A 16,647-nucleotide genomic window follows, 5' to 3' on the forward strand; every position below is an offset into this window, starting at 1 on the left:
CAATGCGAAGGAGCATTCTGATGGTCCGCGAACTTTCCCATTACATCGACGGCCAGCGGGTGGACGGTACCTCCGGCCGCTTCGGCGACGTCTACGATCCCTGCACCGGAGAGGTCCAGGCGCGGCTTCCGCTGGCCAGCAAGGCCGAGGTGCAGGAAGCGGTGGCCAATGCGGAGAAAGCCCAGCTCGAATGGGCCGCCATGAACCCGCAGCGCCGCGGCCGGATCCTGCTGAAGTTCGTGGACCTGGTCAACGAAAACATGGACGAACTGGCCCGGCTGCTCTCCTCCGAACACGGCAAGACCTTCCTGGACGCCAAGGGCGACATCCAGCGCGGCATCGAAGTGGTGGAGTTCGCCGCCGGCGCGCCGCACCTGCTCAAGGGCGAGTTCTCGGACAGCGCCGGCCCGGGCATCGACATCCACTCGCTGCGCCAGCCGCTCGGCGTCGTCGCAGGCATCACCCCGTTCAACTTCCCGGCCATGATCCCGCTGTGGAAATCCGGCCCCGCGCTCGCGGCCGGCAACGCCTTCATCCTCAAACCCTCCGAACGCGACCCCTCGGTGCCGCTCCGTCTGGCCGAGCTTTACAACGAAGCCGGCGTCCCCAACGGCGTCTTCAACGTCATTAACGGGGACAAGGAAGCCGTGGACGCGCTGCTCGAAGATCCGCGCGTCAAGGCCATCGGCTTCGTGGGTTCCACGCCGATCGCCCAGTACATCTACGCCACCGCCGCGGCCCATGGAAAGCGCGCCCAATGCTTCGGCGGTGCCAAGAACCACATGGTGATCATGCCGGACGCGGACCTGGACATGGCCGCGGATGCCCTGATCGGCTCCGGCTACGGTTCCGCGGGTGAACGCTGCATGGCCATTTCCGTGGCGGTCCCGGTGGGCGAGGAGACCGCGAACATCCTGGTGGAGAAGCTGCAGGAACGCATCAAGGACCTGAAAGTCGGCCCGAGCCTTAAGGAAGGCGTGGACTTCGGGCCGGTGGTCGCCGCAAGTGCCAAAGAGCGGATCGAAGGCTACATCCAGGCGGGCGTCGACGCCGGCGCCACCCTCCTCGCCGACGGCCGCGGCCTCACCGTGGAGGGCTACCCGAACGGTTTCTGGGTGGGCCCCACGCTCTTCGACAACGTCACCAAGGACATGTCCATCTACAAGGAAGAGATCTTCGGCCCGGTACTCAGCGTGCTGCGCGCGGCTGACTACGACGAAGCACTCCGGCTCTGCTCCGAGCACGAGTACGGCAACGGCGTCGCAATCTTCACCCGCGACGGCGACGCCGCCCGAGACTTCGCCAGCCGCGTGGAGGTGGGCATGGTGGGCGTCAACGTCCCCATCCCGGTGCCGATCGCGTACTACACCTTCGGCGGCTGGAAGGCTTCCGGCTTCGGCGACCTCAACCAGCACGGCCCGGACGCCTTCCGCTTCTACACGAAGACCAAGACCGTCACCACGCGCTGGCCCTCCGGGGTCCGCCAGGGCGCCAGCTTCGTGATGCCGGCGGGCAGCTGATGGAGGCGGCTCCGGAGGTCCCGTTCGACGAGGTCCTGTTCGAGCAGCGCGGCGGGCTCGGCGTCGTCACCCTGAACCGGCCCAAGGCCGTCAACGCGCTGAACCATCGCATGGTGTTGGCCATGCTGGAGCAACTCGCGGCCTGGGCTTCGGACGACTCCGTAGCCGCCGTCCTGGTGCAGGGGGCGGGCGAGCGGGGGCTGTGCGCCGGCGGTGACATTGTGGCGATCTACGAAGACATGCCCGACGGCGGCCACGCCACTGCGGACTTCTGGCGCGACGAGTACCGCCTCAATGACCTGATTGCGCGGTACCCCAAGCCGTACGTCGTCTTCATGGACGGCCTGGTACTGGGCGGCGGCGTGGGGGTTTCCGCGCACGGCTCGCACCGGATCGTCACCGAACGCACCCGCACCGGCATGCCGGAAACCACCATTGGTTTTGTGCCCGACGTCGGCGGGACCTTCCTGCTGTCCCGCGCACCGGGGGAGACGGGAACCCATGCGGCGTTGACGGGGGCGCACCTTTCCGGGGCGGACGCCGTGTACCTGGGACTGGCGGACTACTTCGTGCCCTCGGGCGAGTTGCCGGCCCTTGCGGAGGCACTCGAAAAGGCGGCGCTGGAAGGCTCGACGCCGGATGCCGCCGTCGCGCTTTACGCCGCCGCGGTGCCGGGCTCGGTACTGGAGCGGCAGCGCGAGTGGATTGACGCCGCCTATGACTCCGACAATGCGGAGGAGATCGTGCGGCGGCTGCGCAGTTTTGGCCAGGGAGGGGCTGCCGGCGGGGAGGCCGCCGAGGCCGCGGATACCATCGAGGCGAAGTCGCCCACGTCCGTGAAGGTCACCCTCGAATCCCTGCGGCGCGTGCGCGGCCGTTCCCTTGAGGAGGCCCTGGCGCAGGAGTTCCGGGTGGGCCTGCATTGCCTGACCGGTGCCGACTTCCGTGAGGGAATCCGCGCGCAGGTGGTGGACAAGGACCGCAATCCGCGCTGGACGCCGTCCACGCTCGCGGAAGTGGACCGGGCCGCCGTCGAACGCTATTTCGAACCGCTGGGGCAGGAACTGACCTTCGAACCAAAGGAGTCGCGCCATGTCTGAGAACGCAAGCACCGGAACGGCAGGCACCATCGCTTTCCTGGGCCTGGGCCACATGGGCGGGCCGATGGCGGTGAACCTCATCAAGGCCGGGCACACGGTGGTGGGATTCGACCCTGTGCCCGCGGCCGTGGAGGCTGCGAAGGAACACGGCGTGCCGATGGCGGGGTCGGCCGCGGAAGCAGTGGAGGGCGCCGCCGTCGTGCTGACCATGCTGCCCAGCGGCAAACATGTGCTGGATGCCTACCGGGGCGTGGATGGTGGACCGGGACTGCTGTCTGTCGCCGCGCCGGACACGATGTTCCTGGACTGCTCCACCATCAACGTGGACGAGGCCAGGGAGGCCGCTGCCCTCGCGGTGGAGGCAGGGCACCGCTCCGTGGATGCGCCGGTATCCGGCGGCGTGGTGGGCGCCGAAGCCGGCACGCTGACCTTCATGGTGGGGGCGCTGCCGGAGGACTTCGACACCGTGAAGCCGATCCTGGAACACATGGGCAAGCGGATCGTGCACTGCGGAGACCACGGCGCCGGGCAGGCCGCCAAGGTCTGTAACAACATGATCCTGGGCGTTTCGATGATCGCGGTGAGCGAGGCGTTCGTGCTCGGCGAGAAGCTGGGGCTGACGCACCAGGCGCTGTTCGACGTCGCCTCCAACGCCTCCGGGCAATGCTGGGCGTTGACCACCAACTGTCCGGTCCCCGGGCCCGTGCCCACCAGCCCCGCCAACCGGGACTACCAGCCCGGCTTCGCGGGCGCTTTGATGGCCAAGGACCTCCGGCTCGCGGTGAATGCCCTGGAAAGCACCGGCGTCGAGGGCCGCATGGGGCACCTGGCCTCGGAGATCTACGATGCCTTTGCCGCGGGGGAAGGTGCCGCCCGGGACTTCTCCGGGATCATCACGGACATCAGGGACAAATCGGGCAAGTAGCCTTGGGCTTACTGACGGCTCGGCACACGTGGAACACGGAACGAAGGGGAACGGCTTGACGCAGCAATTCGAGAACATCCTGGTGGAACAGCGCGGGCGGGTGGGCCTGGTGACACTGAACCGGCCCAAGGCGCTGAACGCCTTGAACAAGGCCACCATGGACGAGCTCGTTGCCGCCGTGACCGCCATGGACGCGGACCCGGGTGTTGGCGCCGTGGTGATCACGGGTTCGGAGAAGGCCTTCGCCGCGGGCGCCGACATCAAGGAAATGGCGTCCAAGGGCTACCTGGACATGTACGCCGAGGACTGGTTCCGCGGCTGGGAAAACCTCACGCGACTGCGGATCCCGATCATTGCCGCGGTCTCCGGCTTTGCCTTGGGCGGCGGCTGCGAACTGGCCATGATGTGCGACATCATCATCGCCGGGGACAACGCCAAGTTCGGCCAGCCGGAAATCAACCTCGGCGTGATCCCGGGCATGGGCGGCTCGCAACGGCTCACCCATGCCGTGGGGAAGGCCAAGGCCATGGACATGGTGCTCACCGGGCGGTTCATCGACGCCGACGAAGCCGAGCGCTCCGGGCTGGTCTCGCGCGTGGTGCCGGCCGGCGTCGTGATTGAAGAAGCGCTGAAAGCCGCCGAACTGATCGCCTCCAAATCCAAACCCGCCGCGATGCTGGCCAAGGAAGCCGTGAACGCGGCCTTCGAAATGGGCCTGGCGCAGGGCGTGGTGTTCGAGCGCCGCGTGTTCCATTCCCTGTTCGCCAGCGAGGACCAGAAGGAAGGCATGGCCGCGTTCACGGAAAAGCGGCCGGCCGAGTTCAGGGGGCGGTAGGTTTCCGGGGCGCGTCGGAGGTTTTCGACGCGCTTCGTTCCCGGCGCACCCGGAATTCCGGGCGCGCAAGGAAAGAGCCGCGTCGCCAGCTTCGAAGCGTGTCTCCCGCCCACTCTTGTCCCTCCCACTTCCCGGGCGTAGAGTCCACGTGCCTGTACCCGATGCTGCGCACGGGAGGAGAAACCATGGGGCAACTGATAGTCCAGCAGTTTGTTACCGCGGACGGATTCGCCGCGGACAAGAACAACGAATTCAAAGCCTATGAATTGCTCGACGGCGGTACCGCCGAGCTGGAGCAGAGCCAGCTGGAGTGGCTCGCGTCGGTGGAGGCGATGGTGCTCGGCGCGAACACCTACAGGATGTTCCTTGAGTACTGGCCGACGCCGGCCTCCGCCGAGGATGCGATCGCGCCGGCGCTGAACGGACTCCGCCGGCACGTCTTTTCGAAGACCCTCACCGAAGCGCCGTGGGGCGACTACGAACCGGCGACGATCGAATCGGGAGACGCCGTCGAAGCCATCCGCCGGATCAAGTCCGACAGCCAAGGCGACGTTGTCCTCTGGGGCAGCCTGAGCCTCAGCGAAGCCTTCTTCAACGCCGGTGAAGTGGATGTGGTGCGGCTCGTCGTCATGCCGGTTGCCCAGGGTGCCGGCCGGGGCGTCTTCCCGCCGGACATGGACACGCGGGCCATGCGCTTCCTCGGCGCCGCGCCCTACGACCAAGGCCTGGTGGAGCTCCGGTACGCGCTGAACGACTAAAACAGCTGAATAACACAAGGGTGGCCCTCCGTCTCCGGAGGGCCACCCTTTGCGTTGAAACGAGCGGAATTACTTCAGCGTGACGCTGCCTTCGGCCTCTTCGCGCTTGCTGTCAATGCGTTCGCCGGCAGCGTCCCGCGGGCTGATCCGGGCCTTGATGAGCAGCTCCTTGCCGGCGGTGTAGGCGAAGTTCTCGGCAACGTTGTAGGACTCGCCGGCCGCCAGGATGTACGGGGCCTTGTCATCGCGGTCCTTGTCGAGCTTCTGCGCGGAGTCATCCAGGCCGTGCTTTTCGTACTGCTTGGAGCTGGAATCCGACGGCATGCCGCCAAGGTACTTCCAGTCGGCGTACTTGGTGTCGAGGGACACCAGGCCGATGGTGAACGCGAGGTCTTCCGAGGAGGTGTTGGTGACCACGTAGTTCATGTAGACGATCGGCGCGCCCTTGGGCAGGAGGTTTTTCTTGGTTTCCTTGTCCAGGAAGTTGCTGTCCTTGCTGGCGACGTCCGTGGCCACCTGGTAGACATCGATGCTGATGCTCTCGGACTTGATGGTTCCGAGCTTGGTGCCCTTGTCATTGATCGGCTTGGCCCAGGGCGCGGCCTTGTACTTACCGGAACCTGCCGCCGCGGCCTCGCTCGCGCTTCCCTCGGAGGCGGAAGCGGACGTGCTCGCGTCGGGCGACGCCGCGGACGAGCTGGAAGCCGGGCTGGAAGCGCTGGTCTTCTCCGCCGTCGGGCTGGCTGCTCCGCCACAGGCGGTCAGGGCAAGGAGGCCGGCCAGGGCGAGGGCAGAAAGCGTAGTGGTCTTTGCGGTGTTCACGAATTCCCCCAGAGAGTGGATGAATGATGTACGGCCATCCTGACACACTGTTAATTTTTCCCGCGATGGGCACTGCTATCCATCCGTGCTGGCCGCCTAACCGAAGTCCAGCGACAGCCGCGTCAGCTTGTCCGGGTTCGACAGCTGCCGCAGTTCCCGGATGCTGCCGTCCGGGCCGCCGTCGACGAACAACACGTCCGTGCGGCCGTTATGCCGGAGCAGCACGGCCGGCCCGCCGTTGACGTCCACAAGGCGGGCGCGCACCGGCTGCAAGGGGTCGACGGCGGCCGCCTTGCCGAGGATGCCGGCGAAGAAGCGCGCAATCCGGGCCGCCCCGAACAGGGGGTTCCTAGCGCTCCTGACCCTGCCTCCGCCGTCGGCCCAGAGGACCGCGTCCCGGTCCAGCATGGCCACCACGGTGTCGATGTCCCCGTGTTCAATGGCCGCCACCAGCTCTTCCAGCGCCGCCCGGTCCTTGGCCCTGGGCGCGGGTGCCTCCGGATCGATCTCCAGCCGGCGTTCGGCGCGCGAAATTAGCTGGCGCACAGCGGCCGGTGTCTTTTCCAGGATTTCCGCGATTTCCGGGGCGGACATCCCGAAGGCCCGGTGCAGCACCAAGGCCGCCCGGGCTTCCGGTGCCAGCTGCTCGGCGAGGTGCAGCAATGTCAGGGACAACAGCTCGCGGTTCGCCACGGCGTCCTCGGGCAACCGTGCGGTGTCCACCGGCTCCGGCAGCCACGGCCCTGTGTAGTCTTCACGCACCGTGGCGAGCTGGCGCACCCGGTCCACCGAACGCCGCACGCACACCGTGGTCAGCCAGGCCGGCCAGGAGTCCACGCGGCCGCCGTCGGGCCGCCGCTCCTGCCGTACGGCGTCGATCGCCACTTCCGAGACGACGTCCTCGGCATGGCCGAAATCGCCCAGCATCCGGTACGCGATGCCCAGGAGCCGGTTCCGCTCGCTCTGCCACGCCGAAGCCGCCGTCATCGGAAGGGTCATGCTGCCCACGCTACCGTTCACACCAGCGGGTTCTTCTCATCCAGCGGCGGTTCCATCTGCGTGCTGATCGCGATCCTGTTCCACACGTTGATCGTGGAGATGGCCAGGATCAGGGCACCCATCTGCCCGTCGTCGAAATGGGTGGCCGCCGCGTTCCAGATCTCGTCGGTGACGGTGTCCGGTCCGAGCCGCGTGACGGCGTCAGTGAGCGCCAGTACTGCCTGCTCCCGCGCGTCGAAAAAGACCTTCGAATGCTGCCACGCGGCCACGGCATGCAATTTGCGGGCCGGGATGCCGCGCTTCGCGCCGTCCGTGGCATGCATGTCCACGCAGAAGCCGCAGCCGTTGAGGATCGAGGCCCGCAGCTTGATGAGTTCGTACAGTTCCGGATCCACCGACTTGCGAGCGTAACCTTCCAAACCGATCACGGCGGCGTAGCCGAGCTTGTTGCTGCGGCCAAGGTTGATGCGTGTCATTCCGGGTCCCTTTCCGTAGTGGCACCTCATCGGGAAGTGCCTTACACCAGGGATGTCGGACGGCGTGCGGAAAGTGTGACAGTTCGGCCCGTCAGCCCGCCGCAACGGCCGAATCGAAGAACGCGAGCTCCAGGCGGACGGCCTCTTTGAAGGTGGCCGCCACGCGTGCGCGGATCGCCGGGTCGGCGGGCTCGACGGCGTCGAACTCCTCGCGCAGCCACGCCACCCAGCTGTTGTACTCCGGGTTGTTGTGCAGCCGGATCCATTCGGCATGCTTCGCCGCTGCAGGCCAGGAACCAGGCTCCCCGGCCTTGGCCGCCCAGTCGCCGTACAGCCACTCGGCCACCAGCAGCACGGCGAGGACGTCCGGGTAGGAGCGGGTGTCCAACGCCCGGCGCATCAGGGCATCGAAGTTCCGTGTAGCCGCCGTCAGCTCCGGGCTGTTGCGCTCCGTCTCCGCAACGGCCAGCTCCTCGAAGCAGTCCTGGAAGTAGCTGTTTTCATCCGAAGCGAAGGCGCCAAGGACTTTGGCGAACACCAGCCTGGACGGCAGTGACGGCGCGGACGCCACTGCCTGCCCCAGCAAAGCAACAAAGGCATCGCAGAACTGGTAATCCTGCACCAGATAGTGCCGCAGTACTGAGTCCTCGAGGCTGCCGTCCAGCAGCCGGTCAACGAATGCATGCCCGACGGCGGCGTCCCAGTCCGCGGCACAGCTGTTTCTCAGTTCTTCGGCAAAGCCCATGGTGTTCCCTCCTGGATCGTCAGCTGGGAGCCTAACAGTTCGCCCAGTTCACCGGCCTAGGCCTGCGCAGCTCCTCCCGCCGCCGATTCCACCAGGTTGCTCTTCTCCAGCGGCACTCCTGCCTGGACGGCCTGGATCCAATGGCCGCTATCGGCCACGGCAGCGAAGTTCGAGTTGAGCAGGGCCATCAGGGTGGTGTGCACGGTTTTCGCGTCCACGCTTCCCGCGCTGTTGGAGATGTTGATGGCGCCGGTGGCATCCGAGAGGACTTCGGTGGCGAAGCCATGGATTTCGGCGTCGCTGGCGGATGCGATGACGCAGTTGTTGGTCATGTAGCCGGCCAGGGTGATGGTGTCCACGCCGTTTTCCCGGAGCCATTCCGCCAAACCGGTGTCCGTGAAGACGGAGCTGTACTGCTTGATTACCGTCTTCCATCCGTCATTGCGGCGCTCCTCAAGGGAGGGGTGGAGCTGCCATTCGTTTTTGCCCGGGTTGAAGGCCGGGGCGTCCCCGGCGGCGGAGTGCTGGACCATGACCACGGGGATGCCGGCTTGCTCCGCGGCTTCGACGGCGGCCGTAATGCGCTGGATCGAGTCTTCCCGCGGCGGGTACTGGATGGGCAGGAGCCCGGTGAAGTATTCCTGCTGGGCATCGATGACGATCAGGGCACGGCGCGGAGCGCTCATGTCCACCTCCTGGGTTCTTGGGCGGGCGCGGCCTTCGCGCCCACGTCCAGCCTTCCGGGCCCGCACTTGTGCCACAATTGGCACAAGTGCACAACTACGATGAAATCAGGCCAAGCCGGAGGAGCACTTCGTGAAAGCGGTGAAGATCGCTGTGCATGCCTTCGACGGCATCACCATGTTCCATCTGTCCGTTCCCCAGATGGTGTTCGGGGAGGTCGCCCGTCAAGGCCTCGCGGACTGGGAGACGGTCCTGTTTACGGACAGCGAAGGATTTACGGACAGCGGCCGATCGGTCCGCACCTTGGAGGGCTACGGAATCGACGGCCTCGCCGGAAGCGAGGTGGTGCCCGGGGCGGACATTGTGGTGATCCCTTCCTGGTTCGACGACGGACGGCCCCTGCCGGCGTCGCTCGCCCAGGCGATCCGGCAGGCGCATGGGAACGGCGCCATGATCGTCGGCCTCTGCCTCGGGGCGTTTCCGGTGGCCGACAGCGGCCTGCTCGGCACCCGCCCCGCAGTGACCCATTGGCACGCGCTGGACGCGTTCAGCGAACGCCACCCCGGTATCCCCGTGGACCGCACTGTGCTCTACATCGACCACGGAGACATCCTGACCTCCGCGGGAACCGCCGCCGCGATGGACGCGTGCCTGCATATCGTGCGTTCGCGGCTGGGGGCGGAGGCTGCCAACCGGGTAGCCCGCAGCCTGGTGGTTGCACCGCACCGCAGCGGCGGGCAGGCCCAGTACATCGAACGGCCCGTACGGCAGATGAAGGACTCGAACCCCATCGCGGAGGCGCTGGACTGGGCGGTGGAGCACCTTGGCGAGAGGCTCGGCGTCGATGAGCTCGCCCAGGCCGCCCACATGAGCCGGCGCAGCTTCATCCGGGCCTTCCGCGCGGCAACCGGCACCACACCGGCTACCTGGCTCCGCACGCGCAGGCTGGACGAAGTGCGGCGCCTGCTGGAAATCACGGACCTTCCCGTGGAGCAGATCGCGGCCAAATGCGGTTTCACCAGCCCGGTCACCATGCGGCAAAACTTCGTGTCCGCTTACGCCACCACACCGTCCGAGTACAGGCACCTCTTCAGCCAGCGAAATGCGGGGACCGCTCTACGGGCTTAGGGCGGGCCAAAGGACGTAGAGCAGGCCCCGCAACGAGGGGAGGGATCAGTCCTCGAAATCCCCGGCCGCCTTGCGGAAACGGCCCAGCACCTGGATGAGCTGCTCAACGTCGTCGTCGTCAAAGCCGGACTGGGCGAACACCTCGGCGTTGAGGGCCGTCGTCGCCCGCTTGGCCAGGGTACGGCCCTCCGAGGTGAGCTCGATCAGGGTGGTTCGGCCGTCCGTCGGATGCGGCGAGCGGACTACCAGGCCCGCCTTTTCCAAACGGTCGACGGCGTTCGTCACCGAGGTCGGATGGACCTGCAGGAGCGCGCTCGCCTTGTTCATGGGCAGCGCGCCGCTGCGGGCGAAGCCGAGCAGCGCCAGCAGCTCGTACCGCGCGAAGGTCAGGCCCAGGGGCTTGAGGACGGCTTCGATCCGGGCCGTGAGGATCTGCTGCGTGCGCATGATCGCGGTGATGGCGGCCATGGGCGCGGCAACGTCCCCCCAGCCGTGGCGCTCCCAATTGCGGCGCGCGTCGGCGATCGGGTCGCGGGGCAGCGGGCTTCCCATGTTTCAGTCCTTCAGGCCCGGGAACTCGGACTCGGAGTATTCGACGCCGAGGCCCGCCGGCAGCGGTCCGGGGCTTCCTTTCCCGTCAGACCCGTGCCGTGCTTCCTCGCTCTGGCGCAGTTCCACGCGGCGGATCTTGCCGGAGATGGTCTTGGGCAGCTCCGCGAATTCGAGGCGGCGGATCCGCTTGAACGGGGCCAGATGTTCGCGGCAGTAGCGCAGGATGTCCTCCGCCAGCGCCGGGCCCGGAGTGTGGCCGGGGGCCAGGACAACGAACGCCTTGGGCACCGAAAGCTTCACCGGATCCGGTGACGGTACGACGGCGGCCTCCGCCACCGCGGGATGTTCGATCAGCACGCTCTCCAGCTCGAAAGGGGAGAGCCGGTAATCGGAGGACTTGAAGACGTCGTCCCCGCGGCCCACGTAGGTGATCACGCCGTTTTCGTCCCGGCTGGCCATGTCGCCCGTGTGGTAGTAGCCATCGCGGAACGCTTCGGCGGTCTTCTCCGGGTCGCCGTAGTACGCGGTCATCAGCCCTACGGGGCGGGGGTCCAGGCGCAGGCAGAGCTCGCCGTCGTCGGCTTCTTCCCCGGTGGCGGGGTCCACCAGCACCACGTCGTATCCCGGCAGCGGCCGGCCCATGGAGCCGGTCTTGACCGGCTGCCCCGGAGTGTTGGCCACTTGGACGGTGCTCTCGGTCTGGCCGAAGCCGTCCCGGATGGTCTGGCCCCAGGCCCGTTCCACCTGGCCGATCACCTCGGCATTGAGCGGTTCGCCCGCGGACACCACCTTGGTGGGCGGCTTCTTCAGCAGCGTGAGGTCCGCCTGGATGAGCATGCGCCATACCGTGGGCGGGGCACAGAAGCTGGTGACGCCCTCGCGGTCCATCTGCTCCATGAGGGCCTTGGCGTCGAAGCGCTCGTAGTTGTAGACGAACACGCAGGCCTCGGCGATCCACGGCGTGAACACATTGGACCACGCGTGCTTGGCCCAGCCGGGGGAGGCGACGTTCAGGTGCACGTCCCCGGGTTCCACGCCGATCCAGTACATTGTGGACAGGTGGCCCACCGGGTAGGACGTGTGGCTGTGCTCCACGAGCTTGGCGCGCGAGGTGGTGCCGGACGTGAAATACAGCAGCATGGTTTCGTCCGCACGGGTGGGCTGGTCCGGGACAAACTCCGCCAGAGCGGACGCGTAGTCCGCGTACCGCAGCGCGCCGGCCGTGTGGCCGGCCGTCCCGTCAGTCGGGCTGCCCACTTCGATCAGCATGTACTCGCCCGGCACCTCGGCGAACTTGGCGATGTTCGCGCTCCCGACGGCGGCCCAGCGCGCCCCTCCGCGTTCCACCCGGTCCGCGATGTCCCGCGGACCCATCAGCGTGGTGGTGGGAATCATCACCAGGCCCAGCTTGATGCCGGCCAGCATGAGTTCCCAGAGCTCCACCTGGTTTCCGAGCATGATGATCATCCGGTCGCCGCGCTGCACGCCCTGGGCGCGGAGCCAGTTGGCCAGCCGGGAGGACGCTGCGGAAAGGTCCGCAAAGCTGCGGCGCGTGGCGCTGCCGTCCTGCTCCACGATCACCAAGGCCGGCCTCCCGCCCTTGGCAGGGTCTGCGGCGATGGCATCGAACCAGTCGAGCGCGAAGTTGAAGTGTTCGAAGCGCGGCCACTGGAATTCACGGTGGGCCCGGGCGTAGTCCGTGCGCAGCTCCAGGAGCCGGTCGCGGGCCGCGCGGAAGTCGTCGGTGACAGTCATGGCGTGCCTTTCGCTTCGCAGGGCGGCCGGAGACAGAACGGTCCGACCCGGAGCCCTGCATCACTTGCAAAATATACTAGGACATCCAAGGGTTAGGAAGGCTGGCCCGGCAGCTCCCCGCCCAGTATTTCGCCGTACAGTTCCGCGTACCGCGCAGCCATGAGCGCGGCACTGAAGCGCTGCTCGACGGCGGCCCGGCAGCGGCGCCGGTCCAGCCCGGCCGCCGCGCGCAAAGCCAGCGCCAGCTCTTGGGTGCCGTTCCGCAGGAAGCCCGTGACGCCGTCGTCGACGATTTCAGGGGCGGCGCCCCGCGGTGCCGCCACCACGGGAGTCCCGGCCGCGAGCGATTCGATCATCACCATCCCGAACGGTTCGTCCCACTGCAGGGGATTGAGCAGGGCCAGGGCTCCGCGGAGCAGGGCGAGCTTGCCGGCGGCGTCCGGTTCGCCCAGGAACTCTTCGTTGTCGCCCAGCATCGGTGCCACCACGGTGCGGAAGTACTCCAGCTCGGTCCTGTCGCTCATCTTGGCCGCGATCCGCAGCGGAATCCCGGCGGAGCGGGCCGCCAGTACAGCCTCCACCACGCCCTTCGTCGGATCCATGCGGCCAAGGAACAAGGCGTAGCCGCCTCCGCCGTCGCCAAAGGGAATGGCAGCCGTGTCCACGCCATGGTGGATCACCCGGGCCACCGGAACGTCCGGGGCGGACTCGGCCTGCCGCCGCGAAATCGCTACGAGGGCCGCGTCCCGCGCAATCATCCGGTACACGCTCCGCAACTCCGGACTCATGACCGTGTGCATGGTGCAGACCACCGGGATACCGGGCGGGCGGTGCCGGTACAGGGGGCCCGCGAGCGTGTGGTCATGGATGATGTCGACGCCGGCCAGCGCCTCATACGCGCGGATGACGTGCGGGAGCTCCGCGGAGCTTTGCCCCATGCCGGAGCGCCGCGCCGGGGCGAAACCGCCGGGCCGCTCCACGGGGCAGCCGCTGTCCGAGGACGCCGCGAGCAGCACTTTGTGTCCTGCCGCCGTCAGGCCGGTGGCGAGGGCATGCACCACGGCTTCCGTCCCGCCATAGGCGGGCGGCGGAACAGGCACCCAGGGCGGCGCGATCAGGCCGATCCGCATGGCGGTCCTCCGGTGTTCACTTGGCCTCCCGTACGCACCGGGCCTCCAAAGCTATGGGGCGGGGTTCAATTTCTCCGCGAGCTCGACCAGTTCGGCCAGCACCGGCCTGGTTCCGTGATGCAGGGTGATGCCCGGCGGGAGACCATCCACCGTTGCCACGTTGTCCTTCACAGTAATCGTCATGCGCCCCTCGCCGATAGGGCAGTTCCGGATCCGCACATCGCCGAGCTCCGGGGGCAGCACCGGGTCCAGCCACAGCCCGTTCAACGACACATGGGGATCATGCCGCAGCAATACCCGCAGTAGTTGCACCGGGGCGGCGGCGGCCCAGGCCTGGGGCGAACAGGAGGTCGGGTACGGCACGGGCTCGGGGTACTCGGCCCGGTCAAAGCCGCAGAACAATTCGGGCAGCCGGTGGTCGGTGTATTCCGCGGCTTCGAACATCGCCATCGCCACCCGCTGGGCCTCCTTGACGAAGCCGTAGCGCATCAGGCCGGTGGCAATCAGCGCGTTGTCATGCGGCCATACCGAGCCGTTGTGGTAGCTGGCCGGGTTGTAGGCGCCCATGTCCGAGGCAAGGGTGCGGATGCCCCAGCCGCTGAACATCTCCGGGGACATCAGTTTCTTCACCATCAACGCGGCCTTGTCCGTATCCAGGATGCCGCTGATGAGGCACTGCCCCATGTTGGAGGCGCAGGCGTCCACGGGCCGCTTGTCCCGGTCCAGGGCGATCGCGTAGTAGCCGCGGTCCGGCAACCAGAACTGCTCGTTGAACTTCCGCTTCAGCTCCGCGCCGCGCTCGCGGTATTCGCGTGCCAGTGCGAAGTCCTTGGCGTCATAGGCCAGCCAGGCCCGAGCTGTGTAGGCGCTGTACACGTAGCTCTGGACCTCACAGAGGGCTATGGGCGGTTCCGCCAGGCGGCCGTCCGCGAAATTGATGCCATCCCAGGAATCCTTCCAGCCCTGGTTCACCAGGCCTTGGTCGTTGAGCCGCTGGTACTCCACGAATCCGTCGCCGTCGCGGTCCCCGTAATCCCGGATCCAGTCGAGGGCGCGGTCCGCGTACGGCAGCAGAGCGGCCATTTGTTCCGGGTCCAGTCCCCAGCGGCTGGCCTCGCCCATGAGTCCCACGAACAGCGGAGTGGCATCGGCCGAACCGTAGTACGCGGACTTTCCGCCCAGCGCCAGATTGGTCCCGATGCCGGGGCGGACCTCGTGCAGGATGCGGCCCGGCTGTTCCTCCGTGAGCGGGTCCACCTTGGTTCCTTGCCGTTCGGCGAGGTTCCACATGGTGTCCAGCACCAAGGTGGGGTCCAGGGGAAGGGACATGTAGGAGGTCAGCAGGGCGTCCCGGCCGAAAAGCGCCATGAACCACGGAGCGCCCGCCGCCACCACGGTCCGGTCCGGCCGCTGCGGGTCCTCGATCTGCAGGGCGCCGATGTCCTCGTGGCTGCGCTGCAGGGTCCGTGCCACGGACGGGTTGCCGATGTCCGGTGCCGGGATCTTCCGGATCCACTCCCGGCGCCGCAGCTCCGCCGGGGACTCCGCCGAACTCACCCGCCCGAACGGCAGGGGCAGGAGCGCGCCGGCCGGGCTGCCGCCGTCGGGCGCTGTCGTGGCGACCAAGGGCGAAACGGTGACGATCACGGTCCAGCTGCCGTGCGCCGGAACCACCAGCGTGTAGCCGAGGCCCTCGTGGCTGACGGCGGCATCCGGGGCGTGGACCATCACGCCCTTTCGCGCACCGCGCCACGAGCCCTCGATGTAGAGGGAGTCGCCGTCCACCCGGCGTTTCTGCTCCCAAAAGCGGGTGATCCGGGCGTCCTTCACCTCGAAGAGGTCCGCGAAATCCGCGTCCATGGTCAGTTCCAGGCTGCAGACGGCGGGTTCGCGTGAATGGTTCCGGATGGTGATGCGTTCTTCGAGCCCGACGCCGGCCTCCCGCGTGCGCTCGACGATCAGCGGGCTGTCACCGCGGCCGGCCAGGCGGCCCGGCCTGCCGATGAACAGGCCCCGGTACGGTTCGAGGTTCCGGGCGGCGAGCGGTTCCAGCGTGACGTCGTTGATGGTGAGGCGCCATCGGGAAATGATGCGGGTGTCGTCGTGGAAGACTCCGTGCGGGCGGTCGGAGTACATGTCTCCGGCCAGGCCCGAGATGCAGAAGTTGGCGCCGTCCACGAGGGTCACGGAGGCACCCAGGGGGCCGGCAGCGGTGTCGGCGTTCCATCCAGCCATGGCGGCTCCTTCACGGCGGGTCCACCGGCCACGGGATCCGCCGGCGGCTTTCGTTTTGTCAGCCAAGCATGACCCTACGCCTGCGTCCGGGGGCGGCGCCAGGAGGGCGGCGCTAGAAGGGCGGCGCCAGGAGGGCGGCGCCAGGAGGGAAACGGAACCGGCCGCCGTCCCGGTGCGGGGACGGCGGCCGGAGCACGCAGGTATTGCTACGACAGAGGGGTCACGTACGCCGCCGAGATGCCGCCGTCCACCAGGAAAGTGGAGGCCGTGATGAAGGAGGAATCATCGCTGGCCAGGAACGCGACGGCGGCCGCCAGTTCCTCGGGCTCGGCGAAGCGGCCCATCGGCACGTGCACCAGGCGGCGGGCGGCCTTCTCCGGATCCTTGGCGAAGAGTTCCTTCAGCAGCGGGGTGTTGGCCGGTCCCGGGCAGAGGGCGTTGACTCGGATGCCCTGCCGGGCGAACTCGACGCCGAGTTCCCGGCTCATGGACAGCACGCCGCCCTTGGAAGCGCTGTAGGAGATCTGCGAGGTGGCCGCGCCCATGACCGCCACGAAGGAGGCCGTGTTGATGATGGAACCCTTGCCCTGTTCCTGCATGTACGGGATGGCGTACTTGCAGCAGTAGTACACGGAGGTGAGGTTGACGTCCTGCACCCGGCGCCAGGCGTCGATGCCGGTGTCCAGGATCGAGGCGTCGCTGGCCGGGGAGATGCCGGCGTTGTTGAAGGCGATGTCGACGCTGCCGTACGTTTCTTTGACGGTGGCGAAGAGGTTGCGGACGTCTTCTTCGCTGGTGACGTCCACCTTCACGAACAGGCCGCCGACCTCCGCTGCCGCGGCCTCGCCGGTGGTGGGGTCGATGTCCGCGATGACCACGTGGGCACCCTCGGAAGCGAGGCGGCGGGCACTGGCCAGGCCGATGCCGCTGGCGCCGCCGGTGATGACTGCGCTGCGGCCTTCGAGGCGGTTGGAGATGACTGC

At 67.5% G+C, this 16,647-nt stretch carries 16 protein-coding genes; 6 read left to right on the plus strand and 10 right to left on the minus strand.

All coding sequences use genetic code 11. The features are described 5' to 3' along the window. Positions 1-20: 20 nt before the first annotated feature. The 5 genes from BIU82_RS07800 to BIU82_RS07820 all read left to right on the plus strand — a co-directional run bounded on the left by BIU82_RS07800 (position 21) and on the right by BIU82_RS07820 (position 5,138). A complete protein-coding gene (locus BIU82_RS07800) occupies positions 21-1,520 on the plus strand; it encodes a CoA-acylating methylmalonate-semialdehyde dehydrogenase (protein WP_070348898.1) in 1,500 nt (499 codons plus the stop codon). After that, on the plus strand, positions 1,520-2,620 hold the full coding sequence (locus BIU82_RS07805) for an enoyl-CoA hydratase/isomerase family protein (protein ID WP_070348899.1): 1,101 nt from the start codon (positions 1,520-1,522) through the stop codon (positions 2,618-2,620). Before BIU82_RS07800 ends, BIU82_RS07805 begins: the two co-directional genes overlap by 1 nt. Next, complete coding sequence (gene mmsB, locus BIU82_RS07810; protein ID WP_070348900.1) at positions 2,613-3,545, plus strand: 3-hydroxyisobutyrate dehydrogenase; 933 nt, start codon at positions 2,613-2,615, stop codon at positions 3,543-3,545. Before BIU82_RS07805 ends, mmsB begins: the two co-directional genes overlap by 8 nt. 55 nt (positions 3,546-3,600) lie before the next feature. Further along, positions 3,601-4,380 (plus strand): enoyl-CoA hydratase, encoded by a 780-nt coding sequence (locus BIU82_RS07815; protein WP_070348901.1) that lies wholly within the window; start codon positions 3,601-3,603, stop codon positions 4,378-4,380. Positions 4,381-4,565: 185 nt separating this feature from the next. Continuing rightward, entirely contained in the window at positions 4,566-5,138 is a 573-nt protein-coding gene (locus BIU82_RS07820; RefSeq protein ID WP_070348902.1) for a dihydrofolate reductase family protein, read from the plus strand. A 69-nt stretch (positions 5,139-5,207) separates the two neighbouring features. On the opposite strand, the gene BIU82_RS07825 is transcribed toward BIU82_RS07820, so the two are convergent. The 5 genes from BIU82_RS07825 to BIU82_RS07845 all read right to left on the minus strand — a co-directional run bounded on the left by BIU82_RS07825 (position 5,208) and on the right by BIU82_RS07845 (position 8,866). Then, positions 5,208-5,960 (minus strand): hypothetical protein, encoded by a 753-nt coding sequence (locus tag BIU82_RS07825; protein ID WP_070348903.1) that lies wholly within the window; start codon positions 5,958-5,960, stop codon positions 5,208-5,210. Positions 5,961-6,056: 96 nt separating this feature from the next. Beyond that, the gene (locus tag BIU82_RS07830) at positions 6,057-6,959 is read right to left on the minus strand and encodes a sigma-70 family RNA polymerase sigma factor (RefSeq protein WP_083292261.1); all 903 of its coding nucleotides are present in this window, start codon (positions 6,957-6,959) and stop codon (positions 6,057-6,059) included. 17 nt (positions 6,960-6,976) lie between these two features. Next, the gene (locus tag BIU82_RS07835) at positions 6,977-7,435 is read right to left on the minus strand and encodes a carboxymuconolactone decarboxylase family protein (protein ID WP_070348904.1); all 459 of its coding nucleotides are present in this window, start codon (positions 7,433-7,435) and stop codon (positions 6,977-6,979) included. A 91-nt stretch (positions 7,436-7,526) separates the two neighbouring features. Beyond that, on the minus strand, positions 7,527-8,180 hold the full coding sequence (locus BIU82_RS07840) for a TenA family protein (RefSeq protein WP_070348905.1): 654 nt from the start codon (positions 8,178-8,180) through the stop codon (positions 7,527-7,529). 56 nt (positions 8,181-8,236) lie between these two features. Beyond that, positions 8,237-8,866, minus strand: coding sequence for an isochorismatase family protein (locus tag BIU82_RS07845; protein ID WP_070348906.1), 630 nt, complete (start codon positions 8,864-8,866; stop codon positions 8,237-8,239). 130 nt (positions 8,867-8,996) lie between these two features. On the opposite strand from BIU82_RS07845, the gene BIU82_RS07850 reads away from it, so the two are divergent. Continuing rightward, positions 8,997-9,992 (plus strand): helix-turn-helix domain-containing protein, encoded by a 996-nt coding sequence (locus BIU82_RS07850; protein ID WP_253182717.1) that lies wholly within the window; start codon positions 8,997-8,999, stop codon positions 9,990-9,992. 45 nt (positions 9,993-10,037) lie between these two features. Here the strand turns inward: BIU82_RS07850 and BIU82_RS07855 are convergent, their stop codons facing one another. From BIU82_RS07855 to BIU82_RS07875, 5 genes are all read right to left on the minus strand, one after another. Next, positions 10,038-10,544, minus strand: coding sequence for a MarR family transcriptional regulator (locus BIU82_RS07855; RefSeq protein WP_070348907.1), 507 nt, complete (start codon positions 10,542-10,544; stop codon positions 10,038-10,040). A 3-nt stretch (positions 10,545-10,547) separates the two neighbouring features. Next, positions 10,548-12,299, minus strand: a complete 1,752-nt coding sequence (locus BIU82_RS07860) for an AMP-binding protein (RefSeq protein ID WP_070348908.1) — start codon at positions 12,297-12,299, stop codon at positions 10,548-10,550. 92 nt (positions 12,300-12,391) lie between these two features. After that, positions 12,392-13,429 carry a glycosyltransferase gene (locus tag BIU82_RS07865; RefSeq protein WP_070348909.1) on the minus strand — a complete coding sequence of 346 codons (1,038 nt, stop codon included), beginning with the start codon at positions 13,427-13,429 and terminating at the stop codon, positions 12,392-12,394. Between the two features lie 51 nt (positions 13,430-13,480). Beyond that, complete coding sequence (locus tag BIU82_RS07870; RefSeq protein WP_070348910.1) at positions 13,481-15,664, minus strand: glycogen debranching N-terminal domain-containing protein; 2,184 nt, start codon at positions 15,662-15,664, stop codon at positions 13,481-13,483. Between the two features lie 206 nt (positions 15,665-15,870). Further along, a complete protein-coding gene (locus tag BIU82_RS07875; RefSeq protein ID WP_363968099.1) occupies positions 15,871-16,641 on the minus strand; it encodes a 3-oxoacyl-ACP reductase in 771 nt (256 codons plus the stop codon). Positions 16,642-16,647 lie beyond the last annotated feature (6 nt).

This window comes from Arthrobacter sp. SW1 (genome assembly GCF_001766675.1).
Lineage (GTDB): Bacteria > Actinomycetota > Actinomycetes > Actinomycetales > Micrococcaceae > Arthrobacter.